The 19,563-nt window shown below is 56.2% G+C and carries 13 protein-coding genes, 2 pseudogenes and 2 riboswitches; of the genes and pseudogenes, 9 read left to right on the top strand and 6 right to left on the bottom strand.

Annotation, left to right across the window (positions count from 1 at the left end; all coding sequences use genetic code 11):
- Nucleotides 1–121: 121 nt before the first annotated feature.
- Genes RWM61_RS13515 through RWM61_RS13525 form a run of 3 tightly spaced genes read right to left on the bottom strand, consistent with a single transcriptional unit; the run spans nucleotide 122 to nucleotide 2,454 of the window.
- Complete coding sequence (locus tag RWM61_RS13515; protein ID WP_314001613.1) at nucleotides 122–877, bottom strand: RluA family pseudouridine synthase; 756 nt, start codon at nucleotides 875–877, stop codon at nucleotides 122–124.
- Between the two features lies 1 nt (nucleotide 878).
- Nucleotides 879–1,745 (bottom strand): class I SAM-dependent methyltransferase, encoded by an 867-nt coding sequence (locus tag RWM61_RS13520; RefSeq protein WP_314001615.1) that lies wholly within the window; start codon nucleotides 1,743–1,745, stop codon nucleotides 879–881.
- A complete protein-coding gene (locus RWM61_RS13525; RefSeq protein WP_314001617.1) occupies nucleotides 1,732–2,454 on the bottom strand; it encodes a response regulator transcription factor in 723 nt (240 codons plus the stop codon). Before RWM61_RS13525 ends, RWM61_RS13520 begins: the two co-directional genes overlap by 14 nt.
- 90 nt (nucleotides 2,455–2,544) lie before the next feature.
- Between RWM61_RS13525 and RWM61_RS13530 the strand changes: the two genes are divergently transcribed.
- The 6 genes from RWM61_RS13530 to RWM61_RS13555 all read left to right on the top strand — a co-directional run bounded on the left by RWM61_RS13530 (nucleotide 2,545) and on the right by RWM61_RS13555 (nucleotide 12,578).
- Nucleotides 2,545–4,620 carry an ATP-binding protein gene (locus RWM61_RS13530; RefSeq protein ID WP_314001636.1) on the top strand — a complete coding sequence of 692 codons (2,076 nt, stop codon included), beginning with the start codon at nucleotides 2,545–2,547 and terminating at the stop codon, nucleotides 4,618–4,620.
- A gap of 14 nt (nucleotides 4,621–4,634) precedes the next feature.
- Nucleotides 4,635–5,288, top strand: coding sequence for a phosphatase PAP2 family protein (locus RWM61_RS13535; protein ID WP_314001619.1), 654 nt, complete (start codon nucleotides 4,635–4,637; stop codon nucleotides 5,286–5,288).
- Between the two features lie 244 nt (nucleotides 5,289–5,532).
- Nucleotides 5,533–8,409 carry a 2-oxoglutarate dehydrogenase E1 component gene (locus RWM61_RS13540; protein WP_314001621.1) on the top strand — a complete coding sequence of 959 codons (2,877 nt, stop codon included), beginning with the start codon at nucleotides 5,533–5,535 and terminating at the stop codon, nucleotides 8,407–8,409.
- 25 nt (nucleotides 8,410–8,434) lie between these two features.
- On the top strand, nucleotides 8,435–9,787 hold the full coding sequence (gene odhB / locus RWM61_RS13545; RefSeq protein ID WP_314001623.1) for a 2-oxoglutarate dehydrogenase complex dihydrolipoyllysine-residue succinyltransferase: 1,353 nt from the start codon (nucleotides 8,435–8,437) through the stop codon (nucleotides 9,785–9,787).
- Between the two features lie 309 nt (nucleotides 9,788–10,096).
- On the top strand, nucleotides 10,097–10,300 hold the full coding sequence (locus RWM61_RS13550) for a cold-shock protein (protein ID WP_314001625.1): 204 nt from the start codon (nucleotides 10,097–10,099) through the stop codon (nucleotides 10,298–10,300).
- A gap of 193 nt (nucleotides 10,301–10,493) precedes the next feature.
- Entirely contained in the window at nucleotides 10,494–12,578 is a 2,085-nt protein-coding gene (locus RWM61_RS13555; protein ID WP_314001626.1) for a copper-translocating P-type ATPase, read from the top strand.
- A 125-nt stretch (nucleotides 12,579–12,703) separates the two neighbouring features.
- On the opposite strand, the gene nrdD is transcribed toward RWM61_RS13555, so the two are convergent.
- Both nrdD and RWM61_RS13565 read right to left on the bottom strand, forming a co-directional pair.
- Nucleotides 12,704–14,650, bottom strand: coding sequence for an anaerobic ribonucleoside-triphosphate reductase (gene nrdD, locus RWM61_RS13560; protein WP_314001628.1), 1,947 nt, complete (start codon nucleotides 14,648–14,650; stop codon nucleotides 12,704–12,706).
- Nucleotides 14,651–14,680: 30 nt separating this feature from the next.
- Complete coding sequence (locus RWM61_RS13565) at nucleotides 14,681–15,424, bottom strand: radical SAM protein (RefSeq protein ID WP_314001630.1); 744 nt, start codon at nucleotides 15,422–15,424, stop codon at nucleotides 14,681–14,683.
- Nucleotides 15,425–15,476: 52 nt separating this feature from the next.
- A riboswitch (cobalamin riboswitch) is annotated at nucleotides 15,477–15,680 on the bottom strand.
- Between the two features lie 154 nt (nucleotides 15,681–15,834).
- Nucleotides 15,835–15,948: riboswitch (TPP riboswitch) on the top strand.
- Between the two features lie 55 nt (nucleotides 15,949–16,003).
- Between RWM61_RS13565 and RWM61_RS13570 the strand changes: the two genes are divergently transcribed.
- The 3 genes and pseudogenes from RWM61_RS13570 to RWM61_RS13580 form a co-directional block, all read left to right on the top strand.
- Nucleotides 16,004–16,789 (top strand): thiazole synthase, encoded by a 786-nt coding sequence (locus RWM61_RS13570; RefSeq protein WP_314001632.1) that lies wholly within the window; start codon nucleotides 16,004–16,006, stop codon nucleotides 16,787–16,789.
- Nucleotides 16,786–17,925, top strand: coding sequence for a 2-iminoacetate synthase ThiH (gene thiH / locus RWM61_RS13575; RefSeq protein WP_314001634.1), 1,140 nt, complete (start codon nucleotides 16,786–16,788; stop codon nucleotides 17,923–17,925). The genes RWM61_RS13570 and thiH overlap by 4 nt, the downstream gene beginning before the upstream one ends.
- A 307-nt stretch (nucleotides 17,926–18,232) precedes the next feature.
- A pseudogene (locus tag RWM61_RS13580) lies at nucleotides 18,233–18,649 on the top strand (HAD-IC family P-type ATPase); the annotation flags it as partial.
- 504 nt (nucleotides 18,650–19,153) lie between these two features.
- Here the strand turns inward: RWM61_RS13580 and RWM61_RS13585 are convergent.
- Nucleotides 19,154–19,359: pseudogene (locus tag RWM61_RS13585) on the bottom strand (transposase); the annotation flags it as partial.
- Between the last annotated feature and the right edge of the window lie 204 nt (nucleotides 19,360–19,563).

A 19,563-nucleotide genomic window follows, 5' to 3' on the forward strand; every position in this document is an offset into this window, starting at 1 on the left:
TATGTAGCTTCAGTAAAGGGAATTCATCCGGTTAACTCAAGCAGCTCCGGCGTCCCCGCCCGCCGGACGAAAATCAGTTCCATAGGGAACTACGCATCAGATGTCATGATGGAACTGGACATCAGACGTCGTGCCTTTCGCCTGTGAACACGCCGCCGGCCAAGGCCAACTGCTCCGGCGACCATAGCTTCCAGAAGCCTTGCCGGTCCGGCAAGGCCCGCAGCGACAGCCACTCCTTCGTCACGGGATGCCGGGCGCCGACGTAGGCTGACCAAAGGGCGATGTCGGCGCCCGCTTTGCCGGCTTCCCGCCGTTCGCCGTATTTGCGGTCGCCGGCGAGCGGACAGCCGATCGCCGCCAATTGAACGCGAATCTGGTGCGGCCGTCCGGTATGAAGCCGTACCGCGACGAGCGCCCGCCCGCCGGAGGCGGCCGCCGTTCTGTAATCCAGCAGCGCTTCTTTCGCATCTGGCGCCGGCTCCGCGAAGGCGGTCACCGTGTTTGTTCTGGCATCCTTGCGCAAGTAATGCCGCAAGGAGCCGGCCTGCGCCCGGGGAACGCCGTCGGTTACGGCGAGATAGCTTTTGGCGAATGAGCGGGAGCGGACCGATTCGGACAGCCTTGACGCCGCTTTCGACGTTTTGGCCAGCAGCATGACGCCGCCGACCGGACGGTCCAGCCGATGGACGAGCCCGAGAAACACGTTGCCGGGCTTGGCATATCGCACCTTCAGGTCCGCCTTGACCAATGTCAGCACATCCGGATCGCCGGTTTCGTCCTCCTGGGACGGGATGCCCGACGGCTTCACGATCGCGATTACATGATTGTCCTCGTACAGGACAGGTATCCGGAACGATCCGGACGGCTGCGGAGCCATGCTACTCCGCCTCCCAGCGGCCCAGAATGCCGCACGGCAGATTCAGGCCCGACCGGCTGATCGGCAGCCCGATCTCGCCGCAGCTGATCCTGCCGCCGTGCTTGCGCCCGATCGTCATTTGCAGCAGGTTGTGCAGCACGGAAGGGGACAATCCGGTCGTGTAGGAATTGACCAGCACGAACAGCGGATTGGGGGACAGGATCGAGGTGCAGAAGTCGAGGAACGGGAAAAGGTTCGCCTCCAGCTTCCACATCTCGCCGTTCGGCCCGCGTCCGTAAGAAGGCGGGTCCATGATGATCGCGTCGTACTGCTTGCCGCGGCGCTGTTCGCGCTGCACGAATTTGAATACGTCATCGGTTATGTAGCGGATCGGCTTGTCGGACAGCCCCGACAGTCCTGCGTTCTCCTTGGCCCATTGCACCATGCCTTTGGCGGCGTCCACATGGCACACCTCGGCGCCCGCCGCCGCGGCCGCGACCGTGGCGCCGCCCGTATAGGCGAACAGGTTCAGCACATTGACCGGCCGGCCCGCGGAACGGATTTTGTCCATCATCCAGCTCCAGTTGACCGCCTGCTCCGGAAACAGGCCGGTATGCTTGAAATTCGTGGGGCGAATGAGAAATTTCAGCTTGCCGTATCGAATCGTCCAGGAGTCGGGCAGCTGCTCCCGATACTCCCACTGGCCGCCGCCGGAAGAACTGCGGTGATAATGGGCGTGCGCATGTTTCCACTCATTCGTTTCTTTCGCAAGCGGCCATATAATTTGCGGGTCCGGTCTGCGCAGCGTGACGCTGCCCCAGCGCTCGAGCTTCTCCCCGCCGCCGGTGTCGAGCAGCTCGTAATCGTTCCATTGGTCAGCGATGTACATGCGTAAGTCCTTCCTTGGGGTTGAATTTGTAGCCGATGCCGCGAACCGTATGGATGTAGCTCGGATGGGCGGGATCGGGCTCGATTTTTTTGCGGAGATTGCTGATGTGGACCATCAGCGTGCGGGTGTCCCCGACGCTGTCGGCGCCCCAGACGACCTGATACAGATCGTCCAGACGGAACGCCTTGTTCGGGTTGCGCGCAAGATAGGCGAGCAGATCGAACTCCTTGACGGACAGCGCAGCCGGCCTGCCGTTGCACACGACCGTGCGCGCGCCGAGGTCGATCGCGAGCCCGTCGAACGACAGCAGCGTCTGCGCTTCGGCCTGCCGGTCGGTGCGGAGCGTCCGGCGCCGAAGCTGCGCCTGCACCCGGGCGACCAGCTGCCTGGGGCTGAACGGCTTGGTCATATAATCGTCGCCGCCGACGTCCAATCCGTGTATAATGTCGTTATCGTCGTCTTTGCAGCTGACGAACAGGATCGGAACGTCGGACGTCTCGCGGATTTGCCTGCAAACTTCAAGCCCGTCCGGCTGCTTGAGCTGAATGTCGAGGACGATCAGGTCGGGACGCAGCTGCCGGGCCATCCGGACGGCATCGGTTCCGTTGTCGGCAATATGGACGTCGTACCCTTCGCGGGCCAGATACAAGCCGATCAATTCGGTGATGTCCGGCTCGTCATCGACGACGAGTATGGATATCGCTTCCATTCATACTCCTCCTTGGCTTATCTAACCTATTATATCGAATGGGGCTCTGGGGAAGCAACGATCTCAAGGAGGCGTTCATTTTTGCCGCGGATGCTTGCAATCGCCATGGTGGTGTTGCTTATATTGTCCGGAACGGCGGGCTGCGTAAGCGCGGACGAAGCCGAACGGAGGACGGCGGAGGACGGGGTGCTCGACCTTCGGCAGTGGCGGTTCGACCGAGACTTACTTGCGCCGCTCGGCGGCGAATGGACGTTTTATCCGAATAAGCTTCTGACGCCGTCGTCTCCGGATCGGGAGACCGGCGGGATTCCCGTGCAGGTTCCGAACTCGTGGAACAATTATCCGGCGGAGCTCGGCTACGCGAACGGCATCGGATACGGCACCTACCGGCTGACGGTGCTGCTCGACGAAGGCGAGACGACGATGTCGGTGCGCGTTCCGAACCTGTATACCTCCTACAAGCTTTGGATCAACGGCAAGCCTGCCGCCGCCAGAGGCACCGTATCGGCCAACTCGGATGAGGCCGATCCCTCGCAGTCGCCGCAAATTGCCACTTTTCAAAGTGACGGCGGACGCGCCGAGCTGCTGCTGCAGGTGTCGAACTATCATCACCGCCGCGGGGGCGTCTGGGCCGAGCTGGAGCTGGGCCGAACAACGGACGTTGTCGAACGGCAGACCAGACTGACGGCGCAAACGATGGTGCTGTTCGGCGCCCTGACCGTCGTCGGCTTGTACCATATCGCGCTGTTCGTGCTGCGCAGGGAGGAGACGTTCACGCTCCATTTCGGATTGCTTTGCCTGTTCGTCGGCATTCGAACGATCGTGACGGGCGAGATGCTGCTGCTGCGGTGGATGCCGGGCATTCCTTGGGAGGCCGGTCTCAAAATCGATTATTTGTCCCTGACGCTCAGCGCGTTGGCAGGCTATTTATATGTATTCGAGCTGTTTCCGAAGGATGCGTCCAACCGGGTGCGCTATGCGGTCGGGATCGCGGCGGCCGTCATGTGCGCCTATGTGCTTTTGTTTCCTGCTTATCAATATACGCAGCTGCTCGGTTTTTTTCAGCTGTTCATCGCTGCGGTAAGCCTGTACGCGGTATACGTGCTGATCGTTGCCAGGCTGAGGCGCCGGGAGGGCGCGAGTATCGTCCTGATGGGCATTTTCGTGTTCGTGGCGACGATTCTGAACGACATGGTCTACTATAACGAATGGTACCGGACGACCGAGCTTGTGCCGATCGGCCTGTTCTTTTTCATCCTGATGCAGGCGGTCATTCTCTCCACCCGGTTCTCCGGCGCGCTGAGGAAGGTGGAGACGGTATCGGAGGCGCTGAGGGAGCTGAACGCGCATCTCGAGGACCGCATAGAGGAGCGGACGGTGGCCTTGCGCAGGTCGAAAGAGAAGCTGGAGGCGTCGAACCGCGAACTTGAGAAAATGGAGCGTTCGCGGCGGCAGCTGCTCACGAACATTTCCCACGATTTGCGGACGCCGATGACGCTGGTGCAGGGATACCTGGAGGCGATGCAGGACGGCGTCGTCAAGGGCGAGGCGCAGCAGGCCAAATACGTGCGCATGATGCTGGGCAAAATCGACGGGCTGAACCGGCTGATCGCCGAGCTGTTCGAGCTGTCGAAGCTGGAATCGGGGCAGGTCCGGCTGGAGCTGCGCGAGACGGTCGTCGCAGATTGGGCGGAATCGCTCCGCGAATATTTCGGATTGGATGTCGAGAGCCGCGGCATGGCGCTCAGCGTTTCGGCGGCGGAGGAGGAATCCGGCCTCCCGTGCGGTGAGTGCGCCAGGGTGCGGATCGACGAGGCCAGAATGAACCAGGCCTTGGCGAATCTGGTATACAATGCGATCAAGCATATGCAGCCCGGCGGAGAGCTGCGGCTTCGGTTCAGGCATGACCGGGCGGCGCATAAGCTGCTGCTTGAGGTCAGCGACACCGGTTCGGGGATAGAGGCGGAGGATATGCCGTTTATTTTCGACCGTTTCTATAAAAAGGACAAATCCCGCAATTCCGCCGGAGGCGGCAGCGGCATCGGCCTGGCGATCGTGAAGGAGATTATCGAGCTGCACGGCGGGACGATCGAAGCGGAAAGCCGGCCCGGCGAAGGCGCGACATTCCGGATCGCGTTGCCTGCCAGCTTAATCGAAGCTCGATGAGGAGGTTGAGTACAATGGTTGTAACCAAGGCGCACAGACAGTCAAACGGCCAAATCGGCCTGTGGCTCGGCTTTATGGTGTCGATTATTTTATTCGCGGGCGTATGGCTGCTCGTCGCGGATCATGGCCCGGACGACGTGCCGGCTATCGACGCGGAACTGGCGGATGCGGCCGCCAAGAGCGTGAGCGACGGCGCAACCGCCGTCTGGAAGGGCGTTGCCGGCTTCGGCGGAGCCGCAGCCATCGTCGGTTTGACACTGGCGTTAACGGTTGTGGCCGCATGGTTTGCCGGGTGGAGAACGTCGCTGTGGCTGCCGGCGGCGGTAGGCGCGGCTTATGTCATCAACACGCTGTTGAAAAATGCGATCTCCAGACCCAGACCGGATGCGGCTTGGGGCATCGAGGCGGACGGCTTCGGTTTCCCGAGCGCGAACGCGACGCTGGCCGTGACGCTCTACATCCTGTTTGCCGTAATGGCCGCCCGCTCGCAGCGGCTTCACCCCGCGTTGAAGCTTGTCATTGCCGCAGCCGCCGTCTTGGCGTCCGCGGCAACCAGCTGGAGCCGGCTGTACTTCGGCGTGCATTATGCAACCGATATTGCGGCGGGCATCGCCGTCGGCGCCGCGGTGGCATTCGCCGCAGCCGCCTTTTCGAGGAAACGTACATAAAATAAATCGGCGAAATGTTTTACGCAGCCGGAGCTCCTTCAGGCGATCTCCATCGTCATGCAAATAACTCCTTATGTTAAGCAATGGCCGACAGCGGGCAGATTCCATTTTTTTCCGGATGCCGCAAACGAAATGTTTGGCAATTTTTTCGGGTATCCTAGCGTCTGATACAAGCCGATCATTCACGGGTATGTAATAACGATATGCCTTTCGGGGAGAGAACAAGCTAGCGGAGGTGCGCCCTATGCGTAATGACAGGCGCCAAGCCGATGCTTGGCGAAGCTATGCGGGCCCCAATCTGGGCTACATATGGGAAAAATTTGAGCAATACGAGCAGGATCCCGCGATGGTTGAACCGGAATACCGGGAGATGTTCGAGCAATACGGACCGCCGCCGGCAGAGGCGGACGCGTGGCCCAGCCAGGGCGAAGCTCGGCGGAAGGATGCGGCACAGCCGAAGGATGCGGCCGTGCCCGATGCCGCGATCAAGCGTGCCATTGCGGCCGGCAAGTTTGTCTTGCAAATACGCACCCACGGCCATTTGGGGGCGAATCTCGATCCGCTCGGCCTGGAGACGGCCGGCGATAGCCGGTTATTTGAACCGGAAACGTACGGTTTGACGCAAGAGGATCTGGCCGCCATGCCGGCCGCGTCGGTCTGGGAGGAAGCGCCGCCCGATATCCGCAACGGCGCCGAGGCGGTCGCACGTCTGAAGGAAGCCTACACGCAGTGCATCGCCTACGAGTTTGCCCAGGTGCATGACCGCCTGGAGCGCGGTTGGCTGATCCGGCGGGCGGAGATCGAAGGATGTCCGCCGAAGCTGGAGGAAAGCGAGCGAAAGGCGCTGCTGGCCAGACTGATCGAGGTGGAGGAATTCGAGCGGTTTCTGCACCGGACATTTGCCGGACAGAAACGTTTTTCGATCGAAGGGCTCGATATGCTGGTGCCGATGCTGGACGATATCGTCCGGGGCGCCGCGGAGGCGGGCACCGGACATGTGATGATGGGCATGGCCCACCGCGGGCGGCTTAACGTGCTGGCGCATGTGCTCGGCAAGCCTTACGGCGCGATATTCTCCGAATTCCACCATTCTCCCAACAAGGACCTCGTCCCGTCGGAAGGCTCGATGGGCATCAATGTGGGCTGGACGGGAGACGTCAAATACCATCTTGGCCGGCGCTACGACCTTCCCGGTTCGGACTCGAGGAAGGTACGGATCATGCTGGCCGACAATCCAAGCCATTTGGAGTTTGTGAATCCGCTCGTGGAAGGGTTTGCCCGGGCGGCTCAGGAGGAGCGGGACAAGGCGGGATTTCCGGAACGTGACACCGCGCGGGCGCTGCCTGTGCTGATTCACGGCGACGCGGCTTTCGCGGGCGAGGGCATCGTTGCGGAGACGCTGAATTTGGGCAGCCTGCGGGGCTACAGCAGCGGCGGAACGATTCATATTATCGCCAACAACCGGGTCGGCTTCACGACGGACACGAAGGACGCGCGTTCGACCCGGTATGCGAGCGATTTGGCGAAAGGCTACGAAATTCCGGTCGTGCATGTGAACGCCGACAATCCGGAAGCGTGCATGGCGGCGGTGCGGATGGCGTTGGATTATCGGATGAGGTTCCGGAAAGATTTTCTGATCGATCTGGTCGGCTACAGGCGGTTCGGCCATAACGAGATGGACGATCCGGACGCGACGCAGCCTTTGATGTACCGCAAGGTGAAGGAGCATCCGACGGCCGCCGCTTTATATGGAGAAGCTTTAATGGGTCAAGGGCTCGTCGATCGGGCGGAGGTCGACCGGCTGCGCGATGAAACCCGCCGAAAGCTGCAGCAGGCTTATGAGACCGTCAAGCAGCATGGAACGCTCGATCCGGCGCAGACAGCCGCGGAGCAGGCGGGCGCCGAGGGCGTAAACGGCGGCATTCGGACCGCCGTTTCTTTGGAGCGACTGAAGCGATTGACGTCCAAGATGCTCGAATGGCCCGAACGATTTACCGTTTATCCGAAGCTGCGGCGGATATTGGAGAGAAGGGCCGAAGCCTGGGAGGCAGGCGGCGCCGCCGACTGGTCCCTAGCGGAGACGATGGCGTTCGCCACGATGCTGGAGGACGGCGTGCCGATCCGGCTCAGCGGCCAGGATGCGGAGCGGGGCACGTTCGCCCACCGGCATCTGGTCCTCCACGACCCGGAGTCCGGAGAGACGTATTGTCCGCTGCACCGGATATCCGGCGCGAAAGCGTCCTTCGCGGTCTACAACAGTCCTTTGTCCGAAGCGGGCGTGCTCGGCTTCGATTACGGCTACAGCGTGCTTGCCCCTGAGACGCTCGTCATTTGGGAGGCGCAGTACGGCGATTTCGCCAATGCCGCGCAGGTTATTTTCGACCAGTTCATCGCGGCGGGAAGGGCCAAATGGTCGCAGCGCTCCGGATTGGTGATCCTGCTGCCGCACGGCTATGAAGGCCAGGGACCCGAGCATTCGAGCGCGAGGCTCGAGCGGTTTCTGCAGCTCGTCGCGGACCGGAACTGGACGGTCGCCAATCTGACGCGCTCGTCGCAATATTTTCATCTGCTGCGCAGGCAGGCGGCCACGGCGAATACGAACGCCATGAGGCCTTTGGTGCTGATGGCGCCGAAAAGCCTGATCCGCCATCCGCGTGTCGCCTCGCCTGCCGAGGAATTCACGGACGGCGAGTTCCGCCCGGTCCTGGAACAGCCGGGAACCGGAGAGCAGCCCGAGCGCGTCGCACGCTTGATTCTATGCTCCGGAAAAATCGCGGTCGATTTGGAGGAAGCGCTGCCCGAAGGAGAAGCGAACGAAGCGCTTCATATTGTACGGGTGGAACGACTTTATCCGTTTCCGGAACAGGAGCTGCAGGAAATCGCGGCGCGCTATCCGAAGCTGGAGGAGCTGGCGTGGGTGCAGGAGGAGCCGCGCAATATGGGCGCCTGGTTTTATGCGGAGCCTTACTTGCGCGCTTTGGCGCCGCAGGGCGCGGCGGTGCGCTATATCGGCAGGCCGGAGCGTTCCAGCCCGGCAAGCGGCTACCAGCACGTGCACGGCTACGAGCAGCATTTTATCGTACGCGAGGCGCTCAACCCGACGCAGGCGCGGACGGAGTAACGAATGTGAAAAGGGGGTTACGGCCATGGCGGACATCACCATTCCCGAGCTCGGGGAATCGATAACGGAAGGCACGATTGCCAAATGGTTGAAACGGGAGGGGGATCCGGTACGGGCGGGCGACCTGCTGCTGGAGCTGGAGACGGACAAAGTGAATCTTGAAATCAGCGCGGAAACGGATGGAGTGCTCGCTTCCGTGCTTAAGCGCGAAGGGGATACGGTGGCCGTCGGCGAGACCGTGGCGGTTATCCGCGAAGTCGGAGCGCAGTCCGGGCATGAGTCTGCGGCGGCGCCCGCCGTGCAGTCCGCGCCGGCCGCTTCCGCGGCGCCGTCGGCGGGAGAAGTGGCGGCGCACGCAGGGGAAGCCGTCCCGGTCGCGGGAGCGGATCCCGAGAGGGACTCAAGGCGGCAGGACGTCATGCCGCGCATCGAAACGCATCCGCATTCCGGACGGCAAGCGGCAAACAGCGCGCCCGCGGCTTCGCCGGCGGCCAGAAGGCTGGCGCGGGAGCAGAGCATCGACCTGGAGCGGGTCAAAGTCCGCGATCCGTTCGGACGGGTTTATTCCGACGACGTCCGTTCCTACCGCGACACGCCGCCCGACAGGAAATCGGCAGCCGGAGCGGGCTCGGCGGCCGAATCCCGATCCGAAGGAACCACCGCCGCCGAATACGGCCAGCCGGTCGAACGCCGGCGGATGTCCCGCCGTCGGCTGACGATCGCGAAGCGGCTTCTGCAGGCGCAGCAGACGGCCGCCATGCTGACCACCTTCAACGAGGTGGACATGTCGGCGATTCTTGAGCTTCGCAAGCGCAGAAAAGAGTCGTTCAAGGAAAAGCATGACGTCAGTCTGGGCTTCATGTCCTTTTTCACAAAGGCCGTCGTCGGCGCGCTCAAAGCTTATCCGCTGCTGAACGCCGAAATCGACGGCGAGGATGTCATTATCAAGAAGTTTTTCGATATCGGGATCGCCGTAGCCGCCAAGGAAGGATTGGTCGTGCCCGTCGTTCGCGGAGCCGACAGGCTGAGCTTCGCGAAAATCGAACGGCGGATCGGAGAGCTTGCGGCCAAAGCCCGCTCGAACTCGCTGTCGCTTGACGATCTGCAGGGCGGCTCGTTCACGATCACGAACGGAGGCGTGTTCGGCTCGCTGCTCTCGACGCCGATTCTGAATACGCCGCAGGTCGGCATACTCGGCATGCATAAAATCCAGCTGCGCCCGGTTGCGATCGACGAAGAGCGAATGGAAAACCGGCCGATGATGTACATCGCCCTTTCCTACGATCACCGCATCGTGGACGGCAGCGAAGCTGTCCGGTTCCTCGTCACGGTCAAGGAGCTGCTGGAGGATCCGGAAACGTTGCTTTTGGAAGGATGAAGAATAGAGTGAGCCGGTCGTGTGCGCTAACTTTGATAGGACCGAGGGCGCGCACAGGGGGAGCGGGCGGATTTGCTTTTGGCCGCGTTAACTGTTATAGTTAATACGCTTGAATAATTGCTTTGCATGTCCAAATTCGCACTGGCGCGGTCATCGGAGCCGCAAGGATGGAAGAGAGGCAGGGCTTTCGTTGTATTTGTTCGCAAAGGACGGAGCCTTTTAAGAATACCTGACGAAGAATGTATGGAAACGGAAACGGATGTTTTTTCTGCACGGTAAGCTTACAGCATATGCAGGAGGTAAGAAAGCATGCAAACGGAAGGTACGGTTAAGTGGTTTAACGCGGAGAAAGGTTACGGCTTTATTCAAGTGGACGACGGCGACGACGTATTCGTGCATTTCAGCGCCATTCAAGGCGAAGGCTTTAAGACGCTGGATGAGGGCCAACGCGTGCAATTCACGATTGCGCAAGGCAACCGCGGCCCGCAAGCCGAGAATGTAGTCAAACTGTAAGTCGCCAGAACAAACCGCCCGTGAGTCATGGTTCATGACTCGTCGGGCGGTTTTTGCGTTTTTGTTTTTAACCGATCATATCACATGATGGCTAGGTATTAACGAAGAGGTTAAAATAACGCCGAGGAGGGTAATATTATCTCTATCGGCAGCTTACGACGGTTGTGTCATCTACGGATAAGAGGTGAATGTCATGATCAAAGATTACCGCAAAGGCGACGACCATCATGCTTTGAATCATTCGGCAAAGGCTGCGCACGATCATTCCGAACATGTACATCACAACCATGGCAATTCTCATTCCATGGCAGCCGACCGCCCACACGGCGGGGACAAGCATGCCGGCCACCACGTCGATGATTTTAAAAAACGGTTTTATATTTCATTGGCCGTTACGGTACCGATTTTGATCCTGTCGCCGATGATCCAAATGTTTCTCGGTGTGGATTGGCGGTTCTCCTATGACACGGTGCTGCTCTTTCTCCTCTCTTCGTTTGTTTTCTTTTATGGCGGTACCCCATTCTTGATTGGCGCCTATCGTGAATTAACGGGAAAAGCGCCCGGCATGATGACGTTGATCGCGCTGGCTATCGTCGTCGCGTACGGTTACAGCTCGTTCATTCTCTTTGGCGTGACGACTGTCGATTTTTTCTGGGAATTGGCTACCCTGATCGACATCATGCTTTTGGGTCATTGGCTGGAGATGAAGTCCATTTTGGGGGCGTCCGACGCGCTTGAAAAGCTGGTGCAGTTAATTCCGTCGGAAGCGCATCTCATTACAGCAAGCGGAATGACGAAGGAAGTCGCCGTCTCAGAGCTGAAGCCGCAGCAAACCATTTTAATTAAACCCGGTGAACGCATTCCCGTCGATGGAATCATTGTGAACGGTCAATCCTCTCTGGATGAATCGATGCTTACGGGCGAATCCGTTCCGGTCGTCAAGAATCCGGGCGACCGTGTGATCGGAGGCGCCGTCAACGGTGAAGGCGCTTTAACTGTCACAGTGCAGAATGCCGGGGAGGAAGGATATTTGTCTCAGGTCATTGCCTTGGTCAGAGAAGCCCAAGAATCCAAATCCAAAACACAGAATTTATCGGACCGTGCTGCGAGATGGTTATTTTACATAGCGCTGGGTGCCGGTTTGCTCACTCTCCTCACGTGGTTATCCATGGGTTACAGTTTTGATTTCGCCATGCAGCGGATGGTCACCGTCATGATTATCGCTTGTCCGCATGCACTGGGCCTGGCCGTTCCTCTTGTCGTATCCACATCCACATCAATAGCGGCCCAAAAAGGGCTGTTGATTCGCAACCGCACCGCATTTGAGGAAGCTCGAAAGTTGAACGCGGTCGTGTTCGATAAAACCGGTACTTTGACACAAGGGAAATTCGGGATTACCGACATTGTTCCGTCTGCCGGCTTCGAGGAAACGGAGATCCTCTCCCTTGTCGGTTCGCTGGAAGCCCAATCCGAGCATCCGATTTCCAAAGGTGTGGTAGAGGAAGTGAAGAAGCGCGACATTACGCTGTCCCGGCCGGAATCGTTCGAAGCGATGACGGGCAAAGGCCTTAAAGGCATAGTCAATGGCAAGGACGTTAAAGTCGTGAGTCCCGGTTATATGGAGCAGGAGAACATTCCCTATCGGATTGAAGACTACAGCAGGCTTTCTTCACAAGGAAAAACCGTTGTTTTCGCAATAATCGACGGTCGATTTGCCGGAATGATCGCTTTGGCGGACCAAGTCAGGGAAAGTGCCAAAAACGCAGTGGACAAATTGAAAACCCTGGGCATCCACTCCATGATGCTGACCGGCGACAACAAGCAGGTAGCGGAATGGGTTGGGGGCAAGCTCAATCTGGATGAGATCTATGCCGAAGTCCTCCCTCATGAAAAAGCGAACAAAATTGCTGAAATCCAAGGCGGCGGCTATCGCGTGGCCATGACCGGAGACGGGGTAAACGACGCTCCGGCGTTGGCTAAAGCCGACCTGGGGATTGCAGTGGGAGCCGGAACGGATGTGGCCATTGAGACGGCGGATGTGATCCTGGTGCGAAGCGATCCGGAGGACGTGGCTTCCATTCTGGAATTGTCCAAGAAAACATACAGCAAAATGATTCAAAACTTATGGTGGGCAACCGGGTATAATATCGTTGCCATCCCATTGGCAGCCGGCGTATTTTATGGCGCGGGCATTCTTTTAAACCCCGCTTTGGGAGCTGTTCTGATGTCGCTCAGCACGATTGTCGTCGCGATTAATGCCAAGCTGTTGAAAGCATGAAGATTTGCCGCCCCGCCGGTGAGGCGAAGGAACTGCAAGAATAAGGTTGTAAAATTGGCAAACAGCAAAGCGGGTTCTTTCCATCGGTTTTCATGCTGGAGAGAACCCGGTTATCCATCAGGTTGTTATGTTTTGATAGGGAGGCTGCCGATGGCCTCCTCTTTCAGACGTTTTCTCGTGTTCCAGTCGAAACGCCGCGCGTTGCTCCAAAAATTGAAATCCCCTGTGTAATACCCTTCATTGTCCACTTGCAATCTTTTTCGGGCGATCATCTTGACGTAGCCGATCACCCGGCTGAAAGTAGCGATGTCATCACTGCCGCAGACGGGGCAAGCGGAAATGTTTTTCCCATCTTCCGCGACGATTTGTGAGCTGCAGTCCAGACAACTCGTGAGCGTTGGCGTCAAAGTGATGTATTGGATCGGTTTATCGAATATTTTCTTTAAATAATCGGCCAATCGTTTTGGCTGAAGCCTGCTTTCAAGGAAATGGTGCAAAATGCTTCCGGACGTCGCGTAAGCTTGAAATTCGGCGCTGTTTTCGATTTGCCGCAAAAAGTCGTCTTCACTGAACGGAAGCATGCAGCCCGATGTCAAATACACATTTTCCCCCGTTCCCTGGACGAAGATGTCCCGATTGTTGCGTTGTGCCCATTTCACATCGTGGCGCGCCAATTTGATAGCCGCATTTTCTCCGGGCGCATACTCGATTCCGCAGGCTACTTTGTCTCTCACGATAAATTCGTTGATTTTTTCCGTCATAAATTGCATGATCCGGTGCGCCAGCTGTTTCCCTTCCTTGTTGTTCATTCCATCGGGGTAACCGATATTGACCAGCCCTTCATGCATGCCGGAAACTGCAAATACGTTGAAATAGTTGGACAAGTCGCGGTTCAATGCGAAAAAAGTCGGATACAGCTGCCGGTTTCGCTCGATCCATCTCCGTTTGGCCATATGCCCTTCCTGCATGACGTTCAGAAACTCTTCGATTTTCGTGAAAAGCAGCGTTTCATCGTGACCGTATTCCAACAGCCCCCGATTCAGGTTCAAGTTCAGCACTTGCACAGCGCCCGTCGATCCGGTCGAACTGCCGAAAATGCCGCTGCCGAGTCTCGACAGTACGGTTAAATCGATTTGCAGCCTGCAGCACAAGCTGCGGCTTACTTCCGGATCACGTGGTTTGATGTACGGATTGAGACGGCGATAGCGTTCATTCTTGAACGGCTCGGTTCGGAAATTCTCGAAATATACTCCGCCCCAGCGGTACATGCCGTCCAGCATTTCGAGGAACAGCCGGTTTTCATAATCGAATGCGTCATCAATCGGTACGGTTAACAGCGGAAAAGTGAACGGGATGCCGGTACCGGTTCCCTGCTTCATGACTTCGATTACGGCCTGGTTGATCCGATCGAAGTATTCGGATGGAATGTCGCGGTAACGAATGTCGAGAGGCGTACCGCCGATCACGACGAAATCGTCCTTGATTTCGTCGGAAGGCTTGCCGAACTCCAGCGTAATGTTGGTGAATGCCGATTGGGATCCGCCGCGCAATGGCATATTCATTTCCCAGATCAGGCTTTGGAACAGCTGCTTCAGTTCGTCCTCCGTGAAGCGGCGTCCTTTGACCGTTTCCTCGTAATACAGGTAGGAAGCGGAAATCGTCGTCATTTGCGACAACATGACGGCACCGGATACTTGCTGGGACATCAGCACGACGATGTTGCTGAAATGCCGGAGCAGCGTTTCAAGCTTTCGAGTCGGTTTCGAGGACATCATATTTTTGGCCAGCGTGGGGATTCCGGCAGCAGCGATGTCTTTGCAAGCGACGCTCAAGCAATATGGGCTTAATTGTTTATCATGAATATAGATTACGCCGTCCCGATACAATTCGGTCAGTTTGGCCGGTAAAATGTGCTGCAGCAAATATTCTTCTTCCGCAAAGTTGGTCAGGTTATGCCGCAACAACGGCAATGAATAAACGAAATTGCTGTTTTCCCTTTTCAAATAATCGGCCTGTTTGGTTTCCGACGGTGATGTAAACGTATCGATGATTTCCTTGGAATGACGAAACATGGTGTTTCCTCCGTTCGATGGTGAATGATTTTATCGGGTGACTTGCGGCGGGTGGAAGGGATTCAAGAAATAGGGCACAACACTGTCGTATTTGGTTTTTAATCCGTTCACATACTCTTGAATTCGTTCAAAGTATTCATCGCTGAGCAGCGGATATCGCACCGTTCTCACTTGGCTTAACCGGCTATTGTGCCGAATGACGGTTTCCACCGACTCAAGGATGTCCCGGCAACAACGTTTCGTAGGGACGGTTCCGATAATCGCTTCGAATAGCTCTCGGTCATCCTCGGGATCGAGACAGTGATACGGCAGCTTCATATCGATATGAACGCCGTCAACCAAATTGTCGGCAAGCATTCGCTGCAATTTACGCGGGAACGTGCCGTTGGTAAAAACAATGATTTTCCCTTTGAAGATCTTTCGCACCCGATTGAGAAAATGACTAATTTCCGAAGCCTCGTTCATCATGAATTCCCCGCCGCTGAATAACACGGCATCGAACATATCGTTGCATTCGCCCAAGCGCTCGATAACTTGTTCGGCGGTTAAATGGCCGTCCGGTTTTTTGGCTATCAATTCGTCATGATTATGACAACCGTAACAGCGCATGTTGCAGCCGTTCCAAGCGTGAATGAGCAGCGATACGTGACCGGGCAAATCATCGAACGTACGAATGAAACGGGGATAAAAAGCCAGCATCCGATTCTCCTTTCCGCGAAAAAAGGCATTTCCAACCACCATCCCCAAAATGAGGTCAGAAATGCCCGTATACATAGAACCAATCGGTTACATACACGAATAACACCTCCCTATCTTCCTTAGGTTAAGCAGTGTCGTCGTTTATGGCAGGTCTCCTGGCTTCGGGTCCATGCGAACGCCGCTTCCTTCCCGTTTCAAGGTGAAACAGTGGATTGCGTGCGGCGTCGCTCGCCGTAACAGTGGAGGGACCGCGTCGGATTTTCACCGAACTTCCCTTTTCAATCGGTCACTTGCATGAAAATGATCCGATACCATAAACCACTATATTTAGTTGTTGGAATGAATGCTAATACAATATATTGAAAAAGTAAAGTGATGGTTGTCATTCGATAATTTTTTATCCGGATTGTGATAAACATCATAAGGTTTATTCTTTGATCTGTGGTATGATTGCCGGGAAAAATCTTGAAAGAACAGTAAACTTGAGATGCACGAGCGGGAGCTGGAAGTTGATCCGGCTGAGAGGAAGGCTGCATTCGCCTTCGACCGCAGAACCTGGTCTGGGTAATGCCAGCGTAGGAATCATGATCTTCTGCCGATCGCAGGGCGCATAGATTCCTATGCGCTATTTTTGTTATTGGAGGAGAAAAGATGATGGGTGATGCTTTTAGTATTGGCGGCGCAACGCTGTCCAGCCGTTTGTTTGTGGGCACGGGCAAATTCGGGAACGATTCCGTGATTTCCGATGTAATCGGACGTTCCGGCGCGCAGGTTATTACGGTAGCGGTAAGGCGAATCGATTTCAATTCGTCCTTTGAAGATGGTTTGACGCACATACCGGACGGCATGAAACTGCTTCCCAATACATCCGGCGCCCGGAATGCGCAGGAAGCCGTACGAATCGCCCTTCTCTCGAGAGAGGGCGGGATGGGGAATTGGATCAAAATCGAGGTTATTCCCGATCAAACCTACCTGCTTCCGGACAATGAAGAAACGATTCAAGCGACATCGATATTGGCGAAGGAGGGGTTTGTCGTTTTTCCTTATATGAATCCGGATCTCATTGCCGCCAAACGGATGCGGGACGCCGGCGCCGCGGCGGTGATGCCTCTCGGAGCGCCGATCGGCTCGAACCGGGGACTGCAGACGAAAGAAATGATCCGCATCTTGATTGAAGAACTCGACGTGCCCGTCATTGTCGATGCGGGGATCGGCAAACCTTCCGAAGCGGCGGAAGCGATGGAAATGGGAGCGGCGGCGGTATTGATCAATACGGCGATCGCGACCTCGGGGGATCCCGCGTCCATGGCCGAGGCGTTCGCAAGCGCCGTTCATGCCGGACGGCTTGCTTATCGATCCGGTTTGGGACCGGTCAAGCAGACGGCGGAGGCTTCTTCCCCGTTAACGGGATTTTTGGGGGGAGAGGGGGAGGCGAATTGAGCTTTTATGAAATCTATTGCAAATCGAAAGAAATGGAATATTCTGAAGCTTTCCGGGAAGCTTCCGGGCAGGATGTGCTCCGCATTTTACGGAAAGACCGACTGAATGAACAGGATTTCCTGATGCTGCTGTCGCCCGCTGCCGGTTCGTGCCTGGAAGCGATGGCTCAAAAAGCGCACCGGCTGACGGTTCAACATTTCGGCCGTACGATTTTGCTGTTCGCTCCTTTATACGTGTCGGACTACTGCGTCAATTCCTGCGCATACTGCAGCTTCAGCGTCGAACATGTTTTTTCGAGAAAAAAACTCGCGATGCGTGAGGTTGAAAGAGAAGGCGCCGCGATCGCGGCTGCAGGAATCAAACATCTTTTGCTGTTGACGGGCGAATCCCCGCAGCAATCGAATCATGATTACTTGAAGGCCTGCATCCTTATCTTATCGAAGCATTTCGCTTCTGTTTCATTGGAAGTTCAACCGATGGACAAATCGCAGTACGCCGATCTTATCGACAATGGCGTGGACGGCCTGACTCTTTATCAGGAAACGTACAAAGAGGATACATATCGCGAGTTACACCGGAAGGGCCCGAAGCGAAATTACTTGTACCGGTTGGATGCGCCGGAAAGGGCCTGTCAAGCCGGAATGAGGACTGTGACGATCGGTCCTCTTCTCGGGCTGGAAGACTGGAGGAAGGAGGTATTTCTGGCGGGGCTGCACGCCCGTTATTTGCAAGCCAGGTATCCCGCAACGGAGATCGGTGTGTCGCTTCCCCGGATCCGCCCGCATTTGGGAGGGTGGAGCCCGGGATCAACCGTGAACGATAAAGAGTTGGTTCAGGCTATGCTGGCGATGCGATTGTTTTTGCCGCGGGCGGGAATTACTCTCTCGACCAGGGAAAGCAAGACATTTCGCAACCGGTTGCTCCGATTGGGCGTGACCAAAATGTCGGCCGGTTCATCCACCGCTGTCGGCGGTTATTCGGACGATAAAGCCGGCATCCCTCAATTTGAAACGTCCGACGAACGCAGTGTCAAAGAAATGCGGTTGTTTTTGCAAAGCCAAGGTTATCAACCGTTACTGGCGGATTGGCCGAAGTTCGGCGGACGTAATATGGCGGTTCATTCCTATAAGTCGTGATCGGAATGACTCACCGCTTTCACCCTCACAACAAGTGGTTTCATTTATGCAGTTTTCCTTTTCATGAATAAGGGTATATTTACTACGTTATGTAATTTTATAATAAGGAACGCTTAATTGCGGTAAAGCTTCCGAATAAGAACGATTCGATGGAGGAAATGATAAAAAAAGGAACACATTAAGGAAATTCGGTAGCGATGATGCAGAATCAAATTTCATAGTAAAGAGGTGAACGCAATGATCAAAGATTACCGTAATGAACACAACGATCATGCTTCGCATCAAGCGGCAACGGCTGTACACGATTGAAATCTACGCCGGAGTCCTTCCGCATGAAAAAGTGGACAAAATCGCGGAAATTCAACGCGCAGGGCATCGGGTGGCCATGACCGGAGACGGGGTGAACGACGCTCCGGCACTGGCGAAGGCCGACCTGGGAATCGCGGTGGGAGCCGGCACGGATGTAGCCATTGAAACGGCCGATGTAATCCTGGTGAGAAGCGATCCGAAGGACGTCGTTTCGATTCTTGAACTGTCCAAGAAAACATACAGCAAAATGGTGCAAAATCTATGGTGGGCGACCGGGTACAATATCGTGGCGATTCCGTTGGCAGCCGGCGTTCTGTACGGCGCCGGAATTCTGTTGACCCCCGCTGTGGGAGCTGTTCTTATGTCTCTCAGCACCATTGTCGTTGCCGTTAATGCCAAGCTGTTGAAGGCATAATGATCCGGCATATGTGTTCGACAAGCGAACGGAATGTGTTTAGGCAGATGAAGGAGATCATGTTCGCGCCGCAGTTGTCGAAGGAGATCATTTATGCTCGGTTTCCTTTTATGTCGTGCATTCCGGTATACGTTCCAATGCGATCGTGAACAGGATTCTGCTGCCTTTCGTCGTCCTGTTCGGATTTTTTGTAGCGGCTTCGAATTCCCCCCCACAAAGATTGCTCCCTGCTGTTCCCCCTTTTCGAGAATGGATTTGGATCTGTATGAGAAGGGAATCATCTTGGTGGAATTGACATCCCTCTGACGGGCGCGCTGGCGATATTCGGACCTTACGAACCGGATCGTTGCTTGCATTATTCGCTCTTAAGATTGCGGCATCTCAAATCCCGATCAGCGATCATATGTTCATGGCCATCCTGGCCAAAGCATACCTTCCCTTCTCGCTGCTCTTCGCTTTGATTTTATCCGTCCGGTTATGAAACCCCGGCAATCTCGATATGTTGAGCAGCGGGGTATGGGATTTATGCATAATCGTGCCTGCTGTAACAGACGCCTGATGCTTGCAACGCGTGCATTGATGCAGCTTACGGGTTTCCAGAAAGTAAAATACACTGTGCTCGCATTTGGGGCAGCAAAGCCGTTCGTCCAGCGGATCTGGAACAGATGCTCGCGGCATGGTTTGTTGAGCGAAAATTCCAGGAGAATGATATAATTAGGATTGAAAGAGCCGAAATCGCCACCGGAACAACTCGATGTTGAGGGGAAGTCGTCCCGCCATCGACCTGATGTTCTCGCTGGTGCTGGATGGAAGGCTCTATGTTAAGGGAAATGCCGGGAAGGACAAGCCATCATTGTTAAACATGGATTCGGAAAGTAACCTCTTGAAAAGTTGAATAAAGCGCGTCAAATCAA

The organism is uncultured Paenibacillus sp., assembly GCF_963515335.1.
Taxonomy (GTDB): domain Bacteria; phylum Bacillota; class Bacilli; order Paenibacillales; family Paenibacillaceae; genus Paenibacillus_I.

What these genes read in the sequence shown, in the direction of transcription:
- RWM61_RS13515 (WP_314001613.1), bottom strand. Translation starts at nt 877, where the DNA reads ATGGCTCCGCAGCCGTCCGGATCGTTCCGGATACCTGTCCTGTACGAG.
- RWM61_RS13520 (WP_314001615.1), bottom strand. Translation starts at nt 1,745, where the DNA reads ATGTACATCGCTGACCAATGGAACGATTACGAGCTGCTCGACACCGGC.
- RWM61_RS13525 (WP_314001617.1), bottom strand. Translation starts at nt 2,454, where the DNA reads ATGGAAGCGATATCCATACTCGTCGTCGATGACGAGCCGGACATCACC.
- RWM61_RS13530 (WP_314001636.1), top strand. Translation starts at nt 2,545, where the DNA reads ATGCTTGCAATCGCCATGGTGGTGTTGCTTATATTGTCCGGAACGGCG.
- RWM61_RS13535 (WP_314001619.1), top strand. Translation starts at nt 4,635, where the DNA reads ATGGTTGTAACCAAGGCGCACAGACAGTCAAACGGCCAAATCGGCCTG.
- RWM61_RS13540 (WP_314001621.1), top strand. Translation starts at nt 5,533, where the DNA reads ATGCGTAATGACAGGCGCCAAGCCGATGCTTGGCGAAGCTATGCGGGC.
- odhB (WP_314001623.1), top strand. Translation starts at nt 8,435, where the DNA reads ATGGCGGACATCACCATTCCCGAGCTCGGGGAATCGATAACGGAAGGC.
- RWM61_RS13550 (WP_314001625.1), top strand. Translation starts at nt 10,097, where the DNA reads ATGCAAACGGAAGGTACGGTTAAGTGGTTTAACGCGGAGAAAGGTTAC.
- RWM61_RS13555 (WP_314001626.1), top strand. Translation starts at nt 10,494, where the DNA reads ATGATCAAAGATTACCGCAAAGGCGACGACCATCATGCTTTGAATCAT.
- nrdD (WP_314001628.1), bottom strand. Translation starts at nt 14,650, where the DNA reads ATGTTTCGTCATTCCAAGGAAATCATCGATACGTTTACATCACCGTCG.
- RWM61_RS13565 (WP_314001630.1), bottom strand. Translation starts at nt 15,424, where the DNA reads ATGTATACGGGCATTTCTGACCTCATTTTGGGGATGGTGGTTGGAAAT.
- RWM61_RS13570 (WP_314001632.1), top strand. Translation starts at nt 16,004, where the DNA reads ATGGGTGATGCTTTTAGTATTGGCGGCGCAACGCTGTCCAGCCGTTTG.